The organism is Sphingomonas sp. SORGH_AS_0870, assembly GCF_031453175.1.
Classification (GTDB): Bacteria; Pseudomonadota; Alphaproteobacteria; order Sphingomonadales; family Sphingomonadaceae; genus Sphingomonas.
The window spans coordinates 4,118,586-4,136,611 of the sequence record NZ_JAVIYW010000002.1; the positions used below are offsets into that span (position 1 = coordinate 4,118,586).

The window sequence follows — 18,026 nt, forward strand, 5'->3', positions numbered from 1 at the left end:
CTTCGACTTCGCTCGGGCTGAATGGAGGGCGGGCAATCCGGCCTCTATTTAGCCTTTTCACTAATTAGCCTTTGTGCTAAACACTGGATATGGACCCGGTGTTCGAAGCCCTCGCCCATCCCACGCGCCGCCGCATCCTGGAGATGCTGCGTGGCGGGGGTATGTCCGCCGGTGCGATCGCCGATGCCTTCGACGTGTCTCGCCCCACCATGTCGGCGCATTTTGCCAAGCTGAAGGCCGCCGGCCTGATCCAGGCGGAGCAGCAGGGGACCAGCATATTCTACACGCTCAACCTGTCGATGCTGGAGCAGGTGTTGATGGGTTTCATGACCCGGCTGGGCGTGGGCGAAGACGATAGCAAGGGAGCGAAATCATGTCCTTCCGTCCGTTGATCGTCGCGTCCGCCATGGTGGCGGGGGGCATGGCGGCGGTGTCCGCGCTGGCGCTGACGCAGGTTGCGCCGGGCACGTTGCTGCCTACCCACTGGAACGCCGCCGGGCAGGCCGATCGCTTCACCGAGCCGGGCTATGCGCTGTTCCTGCCGGTGGTGCTGGTCATCATCCTGTCTGCGTTCATGGCCAGCCTGCCCCGGATCGAGCCACTGCAACGCGACATGGCGGGTAGTGCACCGCTGCTCCGTACCGTCTGGGCGGGATTGCTGGCCCTGTTCATCGGGGTCGAGGCGATGGTTGCGGGCCCCGTGCTGGGCTGGGCGCCGTCCCGCACCCTGATTCCGATCGCGCTGGGCCTGTTCCTGATCGCGGTCGGCAATATGATGCCCAAGTCGCGGCCGGGCTTCTTCGTCGGCATCCGTACGCCCTGGACGATCATCGACACCGACACCTGGATCGCGACCCACCGCCTGGGCGGATGGTTGTTCGCGGTGGCGGGTGCGGTCGTCGCCCTGAGCGCCTTGCTGCCGATCGGTGACGATAGCAAGACGCGGCTCGCGCTGACGGCACTGCTCGGGGCAACACTGGTCCCGATCGTCTTTTCCTATCTCCATTGGCGCATGAGACCCCCGCACTGATCCGATGTTGAGCGGCGATGACGGGCCACCTGCTGCCCGCCCATCAGGATGAAGGAAAAGATTTGCGAAGCCGAGGCCTCGTGCGGGTGCTCGTCCGATCCGGCCTTTATTGCGCCACGATCCACAGCAATGTTGCCGATACGCAACATTACGGGAGAGAGTGTTCGTGGCAGTTGACTTTTCCAAGATTGCCATTCTTTCGCTCACAACCTTCGGAGTTGCGGCGTCCTCGCCCCCTCAGGAGCGGGTTGTCGCGCCGGATGGGCTGGAACTGATCACAATCAACGGCGTCACGCGCATCGTCCGCATCGATCCGGGCGTTCCGGCCATGCCCCTCATCACCCAAGAATTCGCCGAAGCGGCGGGTATGAAAGCGGGCATGATCGGCGTCGGCTATGGCGTGGGGCCCAAGCTGATCGCAGGTCGCACCGCCGTGGCACGGGTCACGTTCGGCTCGGAAAAGCCACAGAAGCGGCGGATCGGTTTTACCCCACAGCCCTTCGCCACGGGAGTTGCGGGAGTCTTCGGGCCGGGCAGTCTTCCCGAACCCGTCATCCGCTTCCGTCTGCGCGAACCGGTCGCCGGGGAACGCACGATCGCCTTTCCCATGGTCGACCAAGGCGATTTGTTCGGCGGCTGGGCCGAGCGGTTCGCAACCATCATGGTGGAGGGAGGGCCGCTGCGCATCCGCTTCGATCCGCACCATCCCTACACCCTGGCCAATGCGGGCGCGGCGGTGCGGCTGGCCCGCGCCTATGGCGGCAGTTTGACCGGGTCGACCCGCACGACCGAGATCGCTTTCGGCGTCGAGCGCCCGATCCGCACCATGACGCTGGCGACCCCGCTAATCGTCGGGCCGCTCACCATAGGATCGTTGGGCGTGCGGACCACGGACAATGGCAAGACAGATAGCATCGCCGACGCCGACAAAGCCGTCGACCCCAATGAGGTGGTGGTAACCGGCAAGGGCAAGCACGACATCAAGCGCGATCGCCTATCGATCGGCGCGGACCGGCTCGACCGCTGCTCGTCGATCGTGTTCGACAAGCCCGCCCATCAGATACGGCTTAGCTGCCGCTGACATCGCGCCTAGGCGAGCAGCGCGTCGGCTTCCTCGGCCTGCTCGACCTCGGCGGCCTGGCGGGCCCACATCTCGGCATAGAGGCCGCCCCAGGCCAGCAATTCGCCATGCGTGCCCCGCTCCGCCACGCGACCGCCGTCGAGGACGACGATCTGGTCGGCATGAACGATGGTCGACAGCCGGTGCGCGATGACCAGGGTCGTGCGCCCGCGCTCGATCGCCTGGAGCGTCGCCAGGATGTCCGCCTCGGTCCGGCTGTCGAGCGCGCTGGTCGCTTCGTCCAGGATCAGGATGGGCGGATCCTTCAGCAGCGTGCGCGCGATCGCCACGCGCTGCTTCTCGCCGCCCGACAGCTTCAGCCCGCGCTCGCCGACCCGCGTCGCATAGCCCTGGGGCTGGCGTTCGATGAAGTCGGCGATGGCAGCGCCCTTCGCCGCGCGCTCCACCTCGGCCTGGTCCGCGCCCTCGCGGCCATAGCCGATATTATAGCCGATCGTGTCGTTGAACAGCACCGTGTCCTGCGGCACGATCCCGATCGCGGCGCGCAAGCTATCCTGCGTGACGGCGCCGACCGCCTGCCCGTCGATGGTGATCGCGCCCTGGTTCACATCATAGAAGCGATAGAGCAGCCGCGCGAGCGTCGACTTGCCCGCCCCCGACGGCCCCACCACCGCGCAGGTGGTCCCCGCCTGAATGTCCAGTGTCAGCCCCTTCAGGATGGGCCGGTCGGGTTCATAGCCGAAGACCACCCGGTCGAAGCGGACATGCCCGCCCGTGACGGCCAGCGCCGCCGCGCCGGGGACGTCGACCACCTCGGCGGGCGTATCGATCAGGTCGAACATCGCGCCCATGTCGATCACCCCCTGCCGGATGGTGCGATAGACCATGCCGAGCAGGTCGAGCGGGCGGAACAGCTGCGACAACAGGGTCGAGACGAACACCACGTCGCCCGGCGAGGCCGCACCCCGGCTCCATTCGCGCACGACCCAGGCCATGGCGAAGCCCAGCATCAGGCTGGTGATCGCGGCCTGCCCGACGTTCAGCCAGGCCAGCGAGTTCTCCGACTTGGTCGCGGCGCGCGCATAGGCCGCGACGCCATTCTCGTACCGCTGCGCCTCGCGCTCCTCGGCGTTGAAATATTTGACCGTCTCGAAGTTCAGCAGCGAGTCGACCGCATGCGCGACCGCGCCGGTGTCGAGGTCGTTCATCCGGGTGCGCAGCGCGTTGCGCCAGTCGGTCACCTTGCGGGTGAAGACGATATAGCCGACCACCATCACCAGCGTGGTGACGACCAGCACCGGCCCGAAGCTGCGCCCGAAGATCGTCAGCACCAGCCCCAGTTCCAGCACCGTCGGGGCGATGTTGAACAGCAGGAAATAGAGCATGGTGTCGATGCTCTTGGTCCCGCGCTCGACCACCTTGGTCACCGCGCCCGTCCGCCGCTCCAGATGGAAGCGCAGCGACAGGCGGTGGAGGTGGCGGAAGACATCGGCGGACAGCCGCCGGGTCGCGTCCTGCCCCACCGTCTCGAACACCGCATTGCGCAAATTGTCGAACAGCGTCGTGCCGAACCGCGCCGCCGCATAGCCGACGACCAGCAGGACGACGAGCATCGTCGCGCTCCGGTCCCCGCCCGCCATCCGGTCGATTGCATATTTCAGCGTATAGGCCGCACCCAGCACCTGGATCAGCTTGGACACCACGACCAGCGCCATCGCCCCGACGATCCGCGCGCGCAGGGCGGGCGCTCCGGCAGGCCAGAGATAGGGCAGGAAACGGCGAAGCGTCGGGATCAGCGGCCGGTCGGGCGCACCGGCGGTAAGGTCGAGTGGCGGCATGTCGTCCCCATGTCGGCGGAACGGGGGCGAAGTTCAATGGGGGCTGTCGAGGGGAGATCGCGGACGTGTAGCCAGCGGCGTTCCCTCCCCCATCCCCTCCCGCCTGCGGGAGGGGAGCGGCCAGGGGCGCCCGTTCGCCACGTTACCGAGAAGCAAGGTCTGCGGGCAACGGCATGTCCTGTAAGACTCCCCTCCCGCAGGCGGGAGGGGTTGGGGGAGGGCAAGGGGTCTCACCGAGCCCCCGCCCCGCCTTTACAATCCCTTCACGAACTCCGCCCCATGCTTCACCTGCGCGGTCGAGGCCTTCAGCGTATCCCCGATCGGCTCGGCACGGCCCCCCAGGCACGGGCCCAGGAAATTCTCCGCCACCGCGTTGAAGGCGATGTTGTTGGCGGGCCGGGCAAAGCCATGCCCTTCGTCGGGGAAGAGGACATAGGTGACGGGGATGTTCTTCGCCGCCATGGCCGAGACGATCTGGTCGCTTTCCGCCACATTGACGCGCGGATCGTTGGCGCCCTGGCCGATCAGCAGCGGCTTCTTGATCCGGTCGACAAAGGTCAGCGGCGAGCGTTCCTTCAGCAGCGCGCGGCCCTCCTCGGTCGTGGGATCGCCCATCCGCTTGTAGAATTGCTGCTTGCCCGCTTCCCAATAGGGCGGGATCGTCTTGAGCAGGGTGAACAGGTTCGACGGGCCGACGATGTCGACGCCGCAGGCGAACTTGTCCGGGGTGAAGGTCAGGCCCGCCAGCGTCGCATAGCCGCCATAGGAGCCGCCCATGATCGCCACCTTGTCGGGCACGGCCACGCCCTGCTTGACCGCCCAGTCGACCGCGTCGATCAGGTCGTCATGCATCTTGCGGCCCCATTGCAGGTCGCCCGCCGAGATGAAGTTCTTCCCAAAGCCGGTCGAGCCGCGATAATTGACCGACAGCACCGCATAGCCGCGATTGGCGAGCCACTGGTGATAGCCGTTATAGCCATAGCCGTCGCGCGCCCAGGGGCCGCCATGGACGAACAGCACCATCGGCACCGGCCCGGTCACGCCCTTGGGCCTGGTCAGGTAGGACACCAGGGTCAGCCCATCGCGCGCGGGGATCTCCACCGCCTCCATCGGCACCAGCGGCGCATCGGCCAGCTCGGGGCGGCTGACATAGAGTTGCGTCAGCTTTTTCGCCTTGCGATCGTACAGCCAGGTCGAGGCGGGCGCGGTGACCGGATCGAAGGTCACCAGCCATTTGTCGTCGGCATCGGTGCGCGACCCGATCGCGAACTCACCCTTGTTCTGCGCCTTCAGAAAGGCGAGGTCGGCCTTCACCGCATCGCCGACCGGGACATAGTCACGCTTCAGGTAATTGACCGAATAGGCCTCGACCCGGCCGGTCCTGGGATTGAACAGGCCGCCGCCGACATCGGCCTTGGGGCTTTCGCCGATCACGGCCATCTTGCCGCTGCCCATGTCCTGCGCCATCAGCGCGGCGGTGTTCCGGCCCCGGCTGTCCATCCAGTAGAGCGTCTTGCCGTCCACCGTGAAGCCCAGCGGCGAGGTGGTCAGCGAATCGTCCAGCCCGAACTGCACGACCGGCGTCGCCTCGACGGTGGTGCCGTTGACCCGGTAATAGTCGGAACCGCCATCGGGCCGCGCCTTGGCCGCCATGCGCAGGTGCAGCTGGTCGTCGGCCAGGAACCCGGCATAGCCGTCATTCTGCATCACCTTGGTCAGCGCGCCGGTGGTCAGGTTCAGCTCGTACACGTCATGCCAGCGCGGATCGCGATTGTTGACGCCGACCAGGATACGGTCCTTGATCGTCTCGCTGGTGCCGACGATCTGGACGCGCGTCTTCTCGAACGGGGTCAGCGCCTTCTGCTCGCCGGTCGCGACATTGACGCCGTAGAGCAGGAAATTCTCGTCGCCGCCCTTGTCGTTGACGAACAGGATCGACTTGGAATCGGGCGACCAGAAGGCCTGGCGGATCGGCCGCCCCTTCTCGGCGGTCAGCGGCCTGGCCTGGTCGGGCGTGGCGATCGGCGCGACCCAGACGTTGAGCACCCCGTCGCGCGGCGCGATGAAGCTGATCCACTTGCCGTCGGGCGAGAGCTGGCCGCCGACCTTGGTCGGATTGCCGAACAGCTTGGCACGCTCGATCAGCGGCACGTCCGCCGCCATCGCCGATTGCGCCACCATCATCGCGGCCCCGGCCGCCAGCAAAGCCTTGAACACCATATCATGCTCCCACCCTGTAACTGTATTGGTGAAGCATGACACCGCTTCCGCCATCCGACAAGCGCGATTTTGGAACCGCTGGCCGCCGCCAAGAGTTTTCAGGACCAAGTGGAGGCGGTGATATGCAGCCGATTTTCTATGTGATGGCGATCCTGGGCTGCGGCGACGGCAGCACCGATTGCACCGAGGCCCGAATGGTCCCCGCGCGCTATGAAACCATGGCCCAGTGCCGCGCCGATCTGGCCAACCGGATCGCCGCCAACACCGATGTCCCCTTCCCCGTCATCGGCGCGGACTGCCGCCGGGTCGGCGCACAAATGGCGAAGGCCGAGCGCAAGCCGTCGCGGGGCTGAATGCTCCCACGCCGTGTAACCTGAGCCTGTTTGCAAGCTAAATGTCCTGCCCCAAACCCCCGTTCAGCCTGAGCGGGGTATGAGATCAGCGGAGGGAGTGGATCAGCGCGGCCGGGTCCATAACGTCGGGTCGCGTGGGACGATCGTCATGCTGCCCCGGCGCGCCGCCTGTACGCTGGCGGCGGCCATGAAGCGCAGCTTCTCGGCCTTGCTGGTCCCGACCCGCGTGTCCCAGGCCCGCCGTCCGCGCCGGGCGACCTTGCGCCCGATCGCGCCATAGATCGCCGCCGCCGACAGCACCGCCCAGGCCGAGCGATAGGAGAGCGCGGGCGTCCCCATCCGCGCGCTCGCCTCGAACCGCGCCGCTTGGTCGGTCAGGCGACGGGCCAGCGCGCTCAGTCCCGGCCGGTGCGAGGGCGCCATGATCGCGTCGGCCGCGATGCTCTTATAGGCCAGCCACTGGCGCGGCAGGTAATGCCGCCCCGCGCCCGCATCCTCGGCGATGTCGCGCGCGATATTGGCGAGCTGGAACGCCATGCCCAGGTCGCAGGCCCGGTCGAGCACCGCCTCGTCATCGGGTGCCACGCCCATCGTCACCGCCATCATGCAGCCGACGACCCCCGCGACATGATAGCAATAGCGATAGAGGTCGTCGTCGCTGTCGGGCCGCCAGTCCTCGGCATCCAGCGCGAAGCCCGCGATCAGGTCGCGCGGCCAGCGATGCGGCATCCCCGTCTCCGCCGCCACGACGCGCAGCGCGTCGAACGCCGGATCGCCCACGACCCGCCCCGCCAGCGCCGCCTCGGTCTTGTCGGTCAGCTCGGCCAGCCGCGCGAGCGAATCGGCGACGCGGGTCATGCCATGGCCGTGATCTTGCCCGTCGGCGATGTCGTCGCAGCGGCGGCACCAGGTATAGAGCAGCCAGGCGCGCTCGCGCGTCGCGGGATCGAACAACAGGCTGGCCGCCGCGAAACTCTTCGAGCCCTTCGCGATCGATTCGCGCGCCGCCGCGACCAGCCTTGCACGCTCGTCGGGGTCGGCGGCGTGGTTCACAGATCGTCCGCGTTCATGCGCACGATCGGCTGGGTCGGGACATGCGCGGTCATCTTGGCCAGCAACCCGTCGAGCGTGGTATCGACGATCAGCAGCTCGCGGTGCTGCGGCCGGAGGAACCCGACCTCGCCCATCTTGTCCCAGAAGGCGACGAGATGATCGTAATAGCCGCCCGTGTTGAGCAGCCCGACCGGATCGGCATGATAGCCAAGCTGCGCCCAGCTCAGCGCTTCCCACAGCTCGTCCATCGTGCCGGTGCCGCCCGCGATGGTGATAAAGCCGTCGGACAGGTCGGTGAACGCCTTCTTGCGTTCGTGCATTCCGGGCACGACGTGCAGCTCGGTCAGGCCGCGATGCGCGACCTCGGCATCGACCAGCGCCTGCGGGATGATGCCGATCACCTCGCCCCCGGCCGCCAGCGCCGCATCGGCGACCGCACCCATCAGGCCCAGCCGTCCGCCGCCATAGACGACGCCGATGCCCCGCTCCGCCAGGCCGCGCCCGACGCTCCGCGCCGTTTCGATATAGAGGGGGTCGCTGGGGGTCGCCGACCCGCAATAAATGGCCAATCGCTTCATGGTGACGAGCGCTAGGCGATGGGGCGGGACGGGGCAAGCGGGTTACGGCGAACCGCCTGTCCCTGCCCGCCCACCACCCGTACCGCATGAAGAAACGGGCGACGCGGCCACCCCGCATCGCCCGTCACATCCGTTGGACTGGGTCGGATCGACATTCAGCATTGCTTCTTCTTGCCCTCTCCCCTGGACAGGGGAGAGGGTTAGCGAAGCTTGCCAGCCTGCTGGCTAGCGCAGCTTGGGTGAGGGGTTGAGCGAGCCCAAAGGCTCGCGCGCTCGCTTCGCGAGCGCCCACCCCTCACCCAGCTCCGACTAAGCCTTTGCTTTCGCAAAGACCAAGTCTGCGCAACCCTCTCCCCTCTGCGAGGGGCGAGGGAAGGAAAGGCATCGCTGACTGTCGATCCGCCCTTGGCGCTTACTTGCCGCGCAGCGTGTTGAGCAGCGCGATGCCGACCACGCCACCCAGCGCGGCCGAGGCCAGCGGACGCTCGCGGACGAAGTCGCGGACCTGATCGAACAGCGGACGCACCGCCTGGTCGACGCTGGTCTTGGCGTCGCCAAAAGCCTTCTGGGCCTTGCCGCCCAGCTGTTCGCCCTTGCCTTCGGCCTGCATGGTCTTGTCGCCCAGCACGCCGCCCAGGCCTTCCTTGACCTGACCGCCGAAATTGGTGGCTGTGCCGTTGATCGTGTCGGTGTTCATGAAACTTTTCCTTTCATGGGGCAGGAATGATTGGGGCATCAAACCCGCGAGGCCGCCGATGTTTCCGAAACGGCCGCGATGGAGAGCCGGGATCGACCGGCGCGCGTCGTCGCGCCCTTTCCCCATCCGCCCGGCGTCGCTACATGCACGGCGATGGTCGCCGACCCCCTTGCCAAGCTCCACGAAGTTTTCGGGTACAGCCAGTTCCGGGGTGTCCAGGAACAGGTGGTCGACCGTGTCCTGAATCGCCAGCGGACGCTGGCGGTGATGCCGACCGGCGCGGGCAAGTCGCTCTGCTACCAGCTGCCCGCCGTGATGATGGACGGATGCTGCGTCGTGGTCAGCCCGCTGATCGCGCTGATGCACGACCAGTTGCGCGCGGCCGAGGCGGTCGGCATCCGCGCCGCCACGCTGACCAGCGTCGACCATAATCGCGCCGAGACGGTCGCGCGCTTCCGCGACGGCCAGCTCGACCTGCTCTATGTTGCCCCCGAACGCGCGTCATCGGGGCATTTCCGCGAGCTGCTGGCCTCCGCGCCGCTCAGCCTGTTCGCGATCGACGAGGCGCATTGCGTCAGCGAATGGGGCCACGACTTCCGTCCCGATTACCGGCTGCTCGAGCCGTTGATGGATGCGTTCCCGGACGTGCCCCGGCTCGCGCTGACCGCCACCGCCGACGCGCATACCCGCGCCGATATCGCCAAGCAGCTGGGCATTCCGGTCGAGGGGATGATCGTCTCGGGCTTCGACCGGCCCAATATCCGCTATGCGATCAGTCCCAAGGCCAATGTGAATCTGCAGATCGCGCGGGTGGTCGCCGACACGCCCGGCCCCGGCATCGTCTATGCCCAGACGCGCGCCGCGACCGAGAAGCTGGCCGAGGCGCTGGCCCGCACCGGGCGGCCGGTGCGCGCCTATCATGCCGGGCTCGACCCCGCCGTGCGCGCCAAGAACCAGGCCGATTTCGTGGCGAGCGAGGATATGGTGATCTGCGCCACCGTCGCCTTCGGCATGGGGATCGACAAGCCCGATGTGCGCTTCGTCGCCCATGCCGGGCTGCCGAAGTCGATCGAGGCCTATTATCAGGAGACCGGGCGCGCGGGCCGCGACGGCGATCCGTCGGTCGCGCATCTCTTCTGGGGCGCCGAGGACTTCGCCCGTGCGCGCCAGCGCATCGCCGAGGTGGAGCCCGAACGGCAGCCCGGCGAGCGCGCGCGGCTGGCGGCGCTGGGGGCGCTGGTCGAGACCGGCGGGTGCCGCCGCCGCATCCTGCTGCGCCATTTCGGCGAGGATCTGGCCGAGGATTGCGGCAATTGCGACAATTGCCTGGGCTCGCCCGATGCGGTCGATGCGACGACGGTCGCGCAGAAATTCCTGTCCGCGGTGTTCCGCACCGGCCAGATGTTCGGCGCGGGCTATATCGAACAGGTGCTGACCGGCCAGTCGACCGAGCGCAGCCTGATGAACGGGCATGAGGCTTTGTCGGTATGGAATATCGTCGACGGCGACGAGGTGGCGCTGCTCAAGCCGGTCCACCGCGCGCTGCTGCTGCGCGATGCGCTGCGCACCAATCATCATGGCGGGCTGGAGTTCGGGCCCGCCGCGCGCGCGCTGATCAAGGGCGAAGCGCGGCTGTCGCTGGTCGTGCCGCCCAAGCGCGAGCGCAAGGGCCGTCGTGCCGCGCCGGTCGCGGCCAATCCGGCGGACAATCCGCTGTTCGAGGCGCTGCGCGCCAAGCGGCGCGAGCTGGCGCAGGAGGCGGGGGTGCCGCCTTACGTCATCTTCCACGATTCGGTGCTGCGCGACATGGCGGCGCAGCGCCCGACCAGCCGTGCGGCGCTGTCGCTGCTGTCGGGCATCGGCGCGCGCAAGCTGGACGCCTATGGCGAAGCCTTTCTGGCGGTGATCCGCGACGCCGGTTAGTATCGCTCGCGTCATGACCTTCACCAGCCCCGCCCCGACCCTGACCACCGAGCGACTGACCTTGCGCGGTCACCATCCCGACGATCTCGACGCGTTGGCGGCGATGTGGGCCGATCCGGCGGTGTACAGCATGATCGGCGGTAAGCCCCGCCTGCGCGAGGATGTGTGGATTCGACTGCTTCGATCGGTCGGATGCTGGACAGTGTTCGGCTATGGCGCCTGGGTGGTGTGCGACCGGGCGACGGGCGATGTGCTGGGCGATATGGGCCTGCTGGAATCGCGCCGTGCGATCCGGCCCGAACTGACGGTGCCGGAGGCGGGGTGGACGCTGGTTCCGAAGGCCCATGGCCGGGGCTATGCGGGCGAGGCGATGCGCGCGGTGCTCGACTGGGCGGACGCGCGGGGCATCGGGCGGACCTGCTGCATCATCGATCCGGGCAATGCGGCGTCGATCGGCCTGGCGGGCAAGCTGGGTTATGCGGCACCGGTCGAGGGGGTGTATCACGACCGGCCGATCCGGATTTTCCACCGGGGGTAAACCCGGCCCTCCGTTCGCGGGGAGCGAAGTCGAAGCGCATGGGAATGCGCTCGCGGACAGGGTGGGGCGTGGGCTTCGACTTCGCTCAGCCTGAACGGGGCGGGGGTTCGTGCGAAGGCGCGGAGATGCAGACCGCCCTCCGTTCGCACTGAGCGAAGTCGAAGTGCACGGGAGTGCGCTCGCGGATGGGGCGGGGCGTGGGCTTCAACTTCGCTCAGCCTGAACGGGGTTGGTGGTTCGTGCGAAGGCGCGGAGACGCGGACCCGCCCTCCGTTCGCACTGAGCGAAGTCGAAGTGCACGGGAATACGCTCGCGGACGGGGCGGGGCGTGGGCTTCGACTTCGCTCAGCCTGAACGGGCGCGGGGGGTTCGCGCGAAGGCGTGGAGACGCGGACCCGCCCTCCGTTCGCACTGAGCGAAGTCGAAGTGCATGGGAATGCGCTCGCGGATGGGGCTGGGGTTTGCGCGGGGGCGTGGAGAGGGAGTGCCCGGCCGAAGGCCGCTTCTCTTCACCGACGGTGCGGCAGAGGCGACGGACGAATCGGCGCCTGACGCCCGTGCCCACCCGAACCTCTCTGCGCCTCCGCGCCTCCGCGCGAACAAAAGGCCAAGGACCGGACGATCGCGGTTCAAGCCCCGCCCCCAATGGGTTACACTGTCCGCCGTGACGCTTGCCCTGATCCTGTCCGCCATCGCCATGACGCTGATCGTCGGCGTCCGCTATCTGCTCGCCTCGGGCGCGTTCGCGCTGGCGACGCGGGCGCGGCATCCGAACCTCTATACCGGGCTCGACCCGCAGATCCGGCGCGAGATCGGATGGAGCCTGGCCTCCGCCGCCATCTATGGCGTACCCGCCGGGGTCGTCGCCTGGGGATGGCAGAATCGCGGATGGACGCAAATCTATGCCGACATCCATGCCTGGCCGCTCTGGTACTGGCCGGTCTCGATCCTGCTCTATCTGGTCGCGCACGACACCTGGTTCTACTGGACGCATCGCTGGATGCACCGCCCGGCGGTCTTCAAGGCCGCGCATGCCGTCCACCATGCCAGCCGCCCGCCCACCGCATGGGCGGCGATGGCGTTCCACCCGATCGAGGCGGTGACCGGCGCTGTGGTAATTCCGCTACTCGTTTTTCTTATTCCGATTCACGTCGCCGCACTCGGCTTGGTGCTGACGATCATGACCGTTATGGGCGTCACCAACCATATGGGCTGGGAAATCTTCCCGCGCTTCATGTGGCGGGGGCACCTGGGGGGGTGGCTCATTACCGCAAGCCACCATCAACGGCATCATGAGCAATATGGGTGCAACTATGGACTCTATTTCCGTTTCTGGGACCGGCTCTGCGGCACCGACCGCGGCCTTGGCGATTTCGAGCGCGCCCATGCGCAGGCCGCGCGCCGTGTCGCTGGCGCTGATGCTGGCCGCGCTGCCGCTGATCGGCGCCGCGCCGGTCAGCCGGCTGGACATCGCGATTGACCAGCTGCGCTCGGCCAAGGGTTCGATCCGCCTGTGCCTGACCGCCGACCCCGACAATTTCCCCGCCTGTGTCGATGATGCGCGGGCGATGACCCGATCGGTGCCTGCGGGCCAGCGCGCCATCCATCTCGACGGCCTGCCCCATGGCAATTATGCCGCCGCCGTCATCCATGACGAGAATGACAACGCCAAGCTGGATACGCTGGCGGGCATACCGCGCGAAGGCTTCGGCTTTTCGCGCAATCCGGCGATCCGCTTCGGCCCGCCGCGTTTCACCGCAGCCCGTTTCGGGCTCGATTCTGTTGCCGAAACACAACAGATCAGGATGCGGTACATATTCTGACACACAGCGCCGGAGCGAAATCGTTACCGTAGCGTTGCATTTCGGATAACCGATTCAGGGAGTTTTCCGTCTTGCGCCTTTTCTCGCGCTCCATCCTACGGGGTGCCGCCCCGCTGATCGCCCTGGGCGCCGCCTCCCTCTCCATGCCTGCCCAAGCCCAGGACAATGCACCGGCCACCAGCCCGGCGGCGGCCGAAATGGCGGGCCAGCTCGGCAAGAACACGATCACCATCGGCCTAGGCGCGGCCTATCTGCCCGATTATGAGGGGTCGAAGGATTATTCCTTCAGCCCCGCGCCCGCCGCGCTCGCCTATATCGACGGGCATACCATCACCTATATCGGCAACCGCCTGTCGGTCGACCTGATCGGCGACAAGTCCAATCGCGACTGGGACATTCAGGCCGGGCCGATCGGCGTGGTCAATCTGGACCGGACCACCAGCTCGGGAATCGACAATCCCCGCGTCCGCGCGCTGGGCAAGATCGGCGCGGCGGTCGAGCTGGGCGGCTATGTCGGCATCGGCAAGATCGGCGTCATCACCAGCCCCTATGACCGGCTGTCCGTCTCGCTCAGCTATCGCCACGACGTGACCGGCGTGCATGACAGCGGCATCTGGCAGCCTTCGGTCAATTATTTCACCCCGCTGTCGACCAAGGCGGCGGTCGGGCTGTTCGCCACCGCCGAACATGCCGGACGCGGCTATGCCCGCCGCTATTTCTCGATCACGCCCGATCAGAGCGCGGCGAGCGGCCTGCCCGTCTATAACGCGCGCAGCGGGTGGAAGGACTGGTCGATCGGCGGCCTCGCCACCTATTCGATCACCGGCAACCTGCTGAAGGGCTGGAAGGTCGTCGGCGGGCTGACCTATGGTCGGGAGCTGGGCAATTTCGCCGACAGCCCGATCGTGTCGCAGGTCGGTTCGCGCAGCCAGTGGCTGGGCGCGCTGGGACTGGCCTATACCTTCTGACGCGAGCGGGGCGGGTCGGGAGCGACCGACCCGCCCCTCCCCCCTCATTCCTGCGGGCATTCGTCCGGGCGCGTGACCGGCGCGCCGCCCATATACCATTGGCTGCGGTCGCCCATCGTCTCGCGGTCATGGTAGCAGACCTGCGCCTTGCCCGTCCTGGTATCCAGCGCCACCGTCCAGTTGTTGTCGGCGCAGTCATGCGGGGTGCAGCCATGCGCGGCGATCCCGGACTTGCCCTGCGCGAAGATCGGCACCGTCACCGCGCCGCGCGACATGATCCGCCGGACCAGCGACTGGTCACCGACCGCATCGTGCAGCGCGCTCGCCACCTCGGTCCGGTCGAAGAAGCTCACCCCGTCGACCGCGTCACCCGGATAATGGCCGATATAGGCGGTCAGCGGATTGACCTGCGCCACGCCGGGGATCGGCGTCGGCCGCGCGGTGCCCGGCGGGGTGAAATTGCCCGGCGCCACGTCGGAGTCCGCATCCCCGTCCTTGCTGCCGCAAGCCGCGAGCGCCAGCAGCGCGAGGGGGGCGATCAGGGCAAGACGGCGCATCATACTCTCCTGAAAACATTCTTCTTTTGCAATCGCGGGAACGCATCGACGCCGCGACCGGTTGCCGGGGCATGAAGCCCCCTGCCCCACATGATGCCGCGCTCGATCGCTTTGTCGAGGCCCAGCGGACCCAGCATGACATCGCCCTGGCCGAACTGCGCGCCGGGCGAAAGCGAAGCCACTGGATGTGGTTCGTCTTTCCCCAGATCGCCGGACTGGGCCGCAGCGAGACCGCGCGCTTCTATGCCATCGCGGACGCGGGGGAGGCGCGGGCCTATCTGGCGCATCCGCTGCTCGGGGCCCGGCTGTACGCGGCCGTGGCGGCGGCGGTGGCCGCGCCCGGATCGGCGGAGGCGATATTCGGCGGTATCGATGCCATCAAGCTGCGATCCTCGCTGACCCTGTTCGCGGCGGTGGCGGACGATCCGGCCCCATTCCGCCATGGGCTGGAGCGGTTCTTCGGAGGGCAGCCGGACCCCGCCACGCTCGAACGGCTGAACCGCCCGGCGGAGTGACGCCGGGCGGCCCTTTCGGATGGCTCAGCTCTTGATCGTGACCGGGCCGGGGCCGGTGACGCTGGCGGACTGGTCGGCGGTCATCACGATCGTCCATTGCGCGGTCCCGTCGCACACCGCGTTCCAGCTCGGATTGCCGTTGACCGGGGCGGCCTCCTTCATCGCGGTGACCGACTGGCAGCTGGCCCCCGACGGCCCGGCATCGCGGATCGCCCGGAACAGGACGCCGCGCCGCTGCCCCTCGGGAAGCGCGCGGATCTTGGCGCCCAGCGCGTCCGCACTCATCTCGCTGCCATTGGTGGTCACGGCCGCGCTGCTGGTGTTGCCGGCTTCGGTCGAGGACCCGCAGGCGGCCAGCGGGAGCGCGGCGGCCACAACGGCGAGGGCGATGGTGGAACGCTTCATGATCTTCCTCCTCCAAATCGAACGCAGCGGCCGCGGGCGCGCGACCGTATCGCTTGCATAACGACTATCGGCGATCCCGGTTGCGCGGCCAAGACAGCTTCTGCATGACGGGACCATGAGCGACATTCACCTGCACGAGAGCTGGCTGCTGCCCTTACGCGGCGAGTTCGACGAACCCTATATGAAGGCGCTCAAGACCTTCCTCGCCGACGAGCGCGCCAGCGGCCAGCGGGTCTTTCCCCGGCCCAAGGACTGGTTCCGCGCGCTCGACCTGACCCCGTTGCCCGAGGTGCGCGTCGTGATCCTGGGGCAGGACCCCTATCATGGCGAGGGACAGGCGCATGGCCTGGCCTTCTCGGTCCAGCCGGGCGTTCGCCCGCCGCCCAGCCTGGTCAACATCTACAAGGAGATGGCGACCGACCTGGGCATCGCGCCGCCCTCCCACGGGCTGCTGGACCATTGGGCGCGGCAGGGGGTGCTGCTGCTCAACTCGGTGCTGACCGTGCGGATGGGCCAGGCTGCCTCGCATCAGGGGCGCGGGTGGGAGCGGTTCACCGACGCGGTGATCCGCGCCGTCGCCGCCAAGCCCGAGCCGGTCGTCTTCATCCTGTGGGGCGCCTATGCCCAGAAAAAGGCGGGCTTCGTCCGCGAGATGGGTGGCGGGCGGCATTGCGTCCTGACCTCGGTCCACCCCTCGCCCCTGTCGGCACGCGGCGGCTTCTTCGGATCGAAGCCCTTTTCGCGCGCCAACGCCTTTCTGGTCGAACATGGCCGCGAGCCGATCGACTGGGCACTGCCGCCGCTGGACTGATCTGTAATCACACTGGCATCATTTCCGCCAAGCGCGCATAGGGCCCGCCATTCCACCGATCAGATAAGGACAAGGGCGATGGCCGACGACGAATATGTCTATGACGAAGCGACCGGCGAATGGATCAGCGCAGCCGATGCGGCGGCGAAGGCCGGGACGGCCGATGACGACGCGGTCGTGGTGCGCGACTCGGTCGGCAATGTGCTGAACGACGGGGATCAGGTGACGCTGATCAAGGACCTGACCGTCAAGGGCGCTGGCCAGACGCTGAAGCGCGGCACGCTGATCAAGTCGATCCGCCTGACCGGCGACGCGCAGGAAATCGACTGCAAGTTCGATGGGATCAAGGGGTTGGTCCTGCGCGCGGAGTTTGTGCGGAAGCGGTGAGGATTGACGTTCGGAAGAACGTAGGAGAGCTTCGGCTCATGCAAGCCGTCTCCTACGCCGAAGCGTCCGAGAATCTGGAGGCGATGATCGACAAGGTCGTCGCCGACCGTGCGCCCGTAGCGATCACCCGCCAGCGGGGCGAAGGGGCCGTACTGGTATCCGCCAGCGAATGGGCGTTGATCGAAGAGACTCTGTACCTGCTGCGCTCGCCCAAGAATGCCGAACGGCTGCTGGACGCGGTACGCGGGTTCGAAGCTGACGGGCAAGGCGTGCCCCTTTCTTGAACGTGACGTTTCGGCCGACGGCGTGGGACGATTATCGCCATTGGCCGGAACGTGACGCGAAGCTCTACGACAAGCTCCATGCGCTGATCGAGGAATGCCGCCGTCACCCGTTCAAGGGAACAGGCAAGTCCGAACCACTGGGCAGCAACCTGTCAGGCTGGTGGTCCTGCCAGATCAGCCATGAACATCGTCTGGTGTACCGGGTGGCGGGCAGCGGCGGCGAGCAGGTGCTTCAAGCGGCGCAGTGCCGGTATCATTATTGATCCGAAATGGATGCGATTGTGATGGGCGTCGCTTGCCACGCCGCTCAACGCCCATCACCTCAAAGATCACGGTCCAGCGACAACCTTCTCGCTTCGTTATGGCCGCTGATGTCATGTCTATCAGGCTCTACTGCTCAGCGCTACACGCAAGAAGCGAGAAGCGGCATTGACGAAGACTTGGTTTCATGATTTCTTCATCAAGTCAGGGCGGTCGTTCCAGCGACCGCCCTGACAAACGGCAGGCATCCCCGCCGGTGCTGTGGTCAGCGTCGGGAATCTATGGGGCCGTTAGCTCAAGGTCAACCGCCACGATGCCTGGGCGGTCGTGCGGAGCTATGTAAGATGGCCAATACAGCGCAAATTCAGTGCATCAACAAGACCAGCCGATATAGCACCTATGAGCGCATTTCGCATGTCGGCGGCGCTTTTCCCAGCCGATGGAAACTGACGCAGGAAGAGGCCATTGCGGCGATCGAGTCCGGTCAGTGGCAATTTTACGTATCGGTAGGCGGTCAATCGGCGTGGGTCATCGTCGCCCGCTCAGCCGCAGGCAATAAGTATCTGAAGACGCAAAACGATGGCGAGCAGCCCAACAATTTGTTGAGCCTGCCCGAATGCCCCTAAGCTGAAATTCCCGTGGCCTTCGACTTCGCTCAGGCTGAACGGAGGCTGGGAGTCGGGGCCGCACCGTTGCCAGGTGCG

At 67.0% G+C, this 18,026-nt stretch carries 22 protein-coding genes; 15 read left to right on the forward strand and 7 right to left on the reverse strand.

Annotated features, from left to right (window positions below; all coding sequences use genetic code 11):
• Positions 1–89: 89 nt before the first annotated feature.
• The 3 genes from QE363_RS19060 to QE363_RS19070 all read left to right on the forward strand — a co-directional run bounded on the left by QE363_RS19060 (position 90) and on the right by QE363_RS19070 (position 2,111).
• Positions 90–392 carry a metalloregulator ArsR/SmtB family transcription factor gene (locus QE363_RS19060; RefSeq protein ID WP_309697827.1) on the forward strand — a complete coding sequence of 101 codons (303 nt, stop codon included), beginning with the start codon at positions 90–92 and terminating at the stop codon, positions 390–392.
• Positions 374–1,030 (forward strand): SdpI family protein, encoded by a 657-nt coding sequence (locus QE363_RS19065; protein WP_309697830.1) that lies wholly within the window; start codon positions 374–376, stop codon positions 1,028–1,030. The genes QE363_RS19060 and QE363_RS19065 overlap by 19 nt, the downstream gene beginning before the upstream one ends.
• A 109-nt stretch (positions 1,031–1,139) precedes the next feature.
• Positions 1,140–2,111 (forward strand): hypothetical protein, encoded by a 972-nt coding sequence (locus QE363_RS19070; protein WP_309697832.1) that lies wholly within the window; start codon positions 1,140–1,142, stop codon positions 2,109–2,111.
• A gap of 8 nt (positions 2,112–2,119) precedes the next feature.
• Here the strand turns inward: QE363_RS19070 and QE363_RS19075 are convergent, their stop codons facing one another.
• The gene (locus tag QE363_RS19075; RefSeq protein WP_309697834.1) at positions 2,120–3,949 is read right to left on the reverse strand and encodes an ABC transporter ATP-binding protein/permease; all 1,830 of its coding nucleotides are present in this window, start codon (positions 3,947–3,949) and stop codon (positions 2,120–2,122) included.
• A gap of 252 nt (positions 3,950–4,201) precedes the next feature.
• Positions 4,202–6,169, reverse strand: a complete 1,968-nt coding sequence (locus QE363_RS19080) for a S9 family peptidase (RefSeq protein ID WP_309697836.1) — start codon at positions 6,167–6,169, stop codon at positions 4,202–4,204.
• Positions 6,170–6,291: 122 nt separating this feature from the next.
• On the opposite strand from QE363_RS19080, the gene QE363_RS19085 reads away from it, so the two are divergent.
• On the forward strand, positions 6,292–6,522 hold the full coding sequence (locus QE363_RS19085; RefSeq protein WP_307101176.1) for a hypothetical protein: 231 nt from the start codon (positions 6,292–6,294) through the stop codon (positions 6,520–6,522).
• A gap of 102 nt (positions 6,523–6,624) precedes the next feature.
• On the opposite strand, the gene QE363_RS19090 is transcribed toward QE363_RS19085, so the two are convergent.
• From QE363_RS19090 to QE363_RS19100, 3 genes are all read right to left on the reverse strand, one after another.
• Positions 6,625–7,575 carry a phytoene/squalene synthase family protein gene (locus tag QE363_RS19090; RefSeq protein WP_309697839.1) on the reverse strand — a complete coding sequence of 317 codons (951 nt, stop codon included), beginning with the start codon at positions 7,573–7,575 and terminating at the stop codon, positions 6,625–6,627.
• Complete coding sequence (locus QE363_RS19095; protein ID WP_309697840.1) at positions 7,572–8,153, reverse strand: TIGR00730 family Rossman fold protein; 582 nt, start codon at positions 8,151–8,153, stop codon at positions 7,572–7,574. Before QE363_RS19095 ends, QE363_RS19090 begins: the two co-directional genes overlap by 4 nt.
• Before the next feature lie 412 nt (positions 8,154–8,565).
• Complete coding sequence (locus QE363_RS19100) at positions 8,566–8,850, reverse strand: CsbD family protein (RefSeq protein WP_307101183.1); 285 nt, start codon at positions 8,848–8,850, stop codon at positions 8,566–8,568.
• A gap of 153 nt (positions 8,851–9,003) precedes the next feature.
• On the opposite strand from QE363_RS19100, the gene recQ reads away from it, so the two are divergent.
• The 5 genes from recQ to QE363_RS19125 all read left to right on the forward strand — a co-directional run bounded on the left by recQ (position 9,004) and on the right by QE363_RS19125 (position 14,102).
• Entirely contained in the window at positions 9,004–10,773 is a 1,770-nt protein-coding gene (gene recQ / locus QE363_RS19105; RefSeq protein ID WP_309698248.1) for a DNA helicase RecQ, read from the forward strand.
• A gap of 13 nt (positions 10,774–10,786) precedes the next feature.
• Positions 10,787–11,311: a GNAT family N-acetyltransferase gene (locus QE363_RS19110; protein ID WP_309697842.1), complete on the forward strand. Its 525-nt coding sequence runs from the start codon at positions 10,787–10,789 to the stop codon at positions 11,309–11,311.
• 697 nt (positions 11,312–12,008) lie between these two features.
• Positions 12,009–12,791, forward strand: coding sequence for a sterol desaturase family protein (locus tag QE363_RS19115; RefSeq protein WP_405052675.1), 783 nt, complete (start codon positions 12,009–12,011; stop codon positions 12,789–12,791).
• On the forward strand, positions 12,697–13,134 hold the full coding sequence (locus QE363_RS19120) for a DUF2141 domain-containing protein (RefSeq protein WP_309697846.1): 438 nt from the start codon (positions 12,697–12,699) through the stop codon (positions 13,132–13,134). Before QE363_RS19115 ends, QE363_RS19120 begins: the two co-directional genes overlap by 95 nt.
• 143 nt (positions 13,135–13,277) lie before the next feature.
• The gene (locus QE363_RS19125; protein ID WP_309697848.1) at positions 13,278–14,102 is read left to right on the forward strand and encodes a MipA/OmpV family protein; all 825 of its coding nucleotides are present in this window, start codon (positions 13,278–13,280) and stop codon (positions 14,100–14,102) included.
• 44 nt (positions 14,103–14,146) lie between these two features.
• Here the strand turns inward: QE363_RS19125 and QE363_RS19130 are convergent, their stop codons facing one another.
• A complete protein-coding gene (locus tag QE363_RS19130; protein WP_307101193.1) occupies positions 14,147–14,659 on the reverse strand; it encodes a hypothetical protein in 513 nt (170 codons plus the stop codon).
• Between the two features lie 71 nt (positions 14,660–14,730).
• Between QE363_RS19130 and QE363_RS19135 the strand changes: the two genes are divergently transcribed.
• Complete coding sequence (locus QE363_RS19135) at positions 14,731–15,174, forward strand: DUF1810 domain-containing protein (RefSeq protein ID WP_309697850.1); 444 nt, start codon at positions 14,731–14,733, stop codon at positions 15,172–15,174.
• Positions 15,175–15,198: 24 nt separating this feature from the next.
• Here the strand turns inward: QE363_RS19135 and QE363_RS19140 are convergent, their stop codons facing one another.
• Entirely contained in the window at positions 15,199–15,579 is a 381-nt protein-coding gene (locus tag QE363_RS19140) for a hypothetical protein (RefSeq protein WP_309697853.1), read from the reverse strand.
• Positions 15,580–15,694: 115 nt separating this feature from the next.
• Here QE363_RS19140 and ung point away from each other — a divergent pair, with 115 nt between their 5' ends.
• From ung to QE363_RS19165, 5 genes are all read left to right on the forward strand, one after another.
• Positions 15,695–16,390 carry a uracil-DNA glycosylase gene (gene ung, locus QE363_RS19145; protein ID WP_307101198.1) on the forward strand — a complete coding sequence of 232 codons (696 nt, stop codon included), beginning with the start codon at positions 15,695–15,697 and terminating at the stop codon, positions 16,388–16,390.
• Between the two features lie 78 nt (positions 16,391–16,468).
• On the forward strand, positions 16,469–16,777 hold the full coding sequence (locus QE363_RS19150; RefSeq protein ID WP_309697855.1) for an alkylphosphonate utilization protein: 309 nt from the start codon (positions 16,469–16,471) through the stop codon (positions 16,775–16,777).
• A gap of 38 nt (positions 16,778–16,815) precedes the next feature.
• Complete coding sequence (locus QE363_RS19155) at positions 16,816–17,061, forward strand: type II toxin-antitoxin system prevent-host-death family antitoxin (RefSeq protein WP_309697857.1); 246 nt, start codon at positions 16,816–16,818, stop codon at positions 17,059–17,061.
• Between the two features lie 2 nt (positions 17,062–17,063).
• Positions 17,064–17,324 (forward strand): Txe/YoeB family addiction module toxin, encoded by a 261-nt coding sequence (locus QE363_RS19160; protein ID WP_309698249.1) that lies wholly within the window; start codon positions 17,064–17,066, stop codon positions 17,322–17,324.
• Between the two features lie 342 nt (positions 17,325–17,666).
• Positions 17,667–17,948, forward strand: coding sequence for a DUF3892 domain-containing protein (locus QE363_RS19165; protein WP_309697859.1), 282 nt, complete (start codon positions 17,667–17,669; stop codon positions 17,946–17,948).
• The last annotated feature ends 78 nt before the right edge of the window (positions 17,949–18,026 follow it).

Excerpts from the sequence above, each read along its gene's own strand:
- QE363_RS19150 (WP_309697855.1), top strand. The coding sequence starts at position 16,469 with ATGGCCGACGACGAATATGTCTATGACGAAGCGACCGGCGAATGGATC.
- QE363_RS19120 (WP_309697846.1), top strand. The coding sequence starts at position 12,697 with ATGCGCAGGCCGCGCGCCGTGTCGCTGGCGCTGATGCTGGCCGCGCTG.
- QE363_RS19130 (WP_307101193.1), bottom strand. The coding sequence starts at position 14,659 with ATGCGCCGTCTTGCCCTGATCGCCCCCCTCGCGCTGCTGGCGCTCGCG.
- QE363_RS19060 (WP_309697827.1), top strand. The coding sequence starts at position 90 with ATGGACCCGGTGTTCGAAGCCCTCGCCCATCCCACGCGCCGCCGCATC.
- QE363_RS19140 (WP_309697853.1), bottom strand. The coding sequence starts at position 15,579 with ATGAAGCGTTCCACCATCGCCCTCGCCGTTGTGGCCGCCGCGCTCCCG.
- QE363_RS19135 (WP_309697850.1), top strand. The coding sequence starts at position 14,731 with ATGAAGCCCCCTGCCCCACATGATGCCGCGCTCGATCGCTTTGTCGAG.
- QE363_RS19125 (WP_309697848.1), top strand. The coding sequence starts at position 13,278 with ATGCCTGCCCAAGCCCAGGACAATGCACCGGCCACCAGCCCGGCGGCG.
- QE363_RS19155 (WP_309697857.1), top strand. The coding sequence starts at position 16,816 with ATGCAAGCCGTCTCCTACGCCGAAGCGTCCGAGAATCTGGAGGCGATG.
- QE363_RS19095 (WP_309697840.1), bottom strand. The coding sequence starts at position 8,153 with ATGAAGCGATTGGCCATTTATTGCGGGTCGGCGACCCCCAGCGACCCC.
- QE363_RS19065 (WP_309697830.1), top strand. The coding sequence starts at position 374 with ATGTCCTTCCGTCCGTTGATCGTCGCGTCCGCCATGGTGGCGGGGGGC.
- recQ (WP_309698248.1), top strand. The coding sequence starts at position 9,004 with ATGGTCGCCGACCCCCTTGCCAAGCTCCACGAAGTTTTCGGGTACAGC.
- QE363_RS19100 (WP_307101183.1), bottom strand. The coding sequence starts at position 8,850 with ATGAACACCGACACGATCAACGGCACAGCCACCAATTTCGGCGGTCAG.
- QE363_RS19085 (WP_307101176.1), top strand. The coding sequence starts at position 6,292 with ATGCAGCCGATTTTCTATGTGATGGCGATCCTGGGCTGCGGCGACGGC.
- QE363_RS19165 (WP_309697859.1), top strand. The coding sequence starts at position 17,667 with ATGGCCAATACAGCGCAAATTCAGTGCATCAACAAGACCAGCCGATAT.
- QE363_RS19080 (WP_309697836.1), bottom strand. The coding sequence starts at position 6,169 with ATGGTGTTCAAGGCTTTGCTGGCGGCCGGGGCCGCGATGATGGTGGCG.
- QE363_RS19075 (WP_309697834.1), bottom strand. The coding sequence starts at position 3,949 with ATGCCGCCACTCGACCTTACCGCCGGTGCGCCCGACCGGCCGCTGATC.
- ung (WP_307101198.1), top strand. The coding sequence starts at position 15,695 with ATGAGCGACATTCACCTGCACGAGAGCTGGCTGCTGCCCTTACGCGGC.
- QE363_RS19115 (WP_405052675.1), top strand. The coding sequence starts at position 12,009 with ATGACGCTGATCGTCGGCGTCCGCTATCTGCTCGCCTCGGGCGCGTTC.
- QE363_RS19110 (WP_309697842.1), top strand. The coding sequence starts at position 10,787 with ATGACCTTCACCAGCCCCGCCCCGACCCTGACCACCGAGCGACTGACC.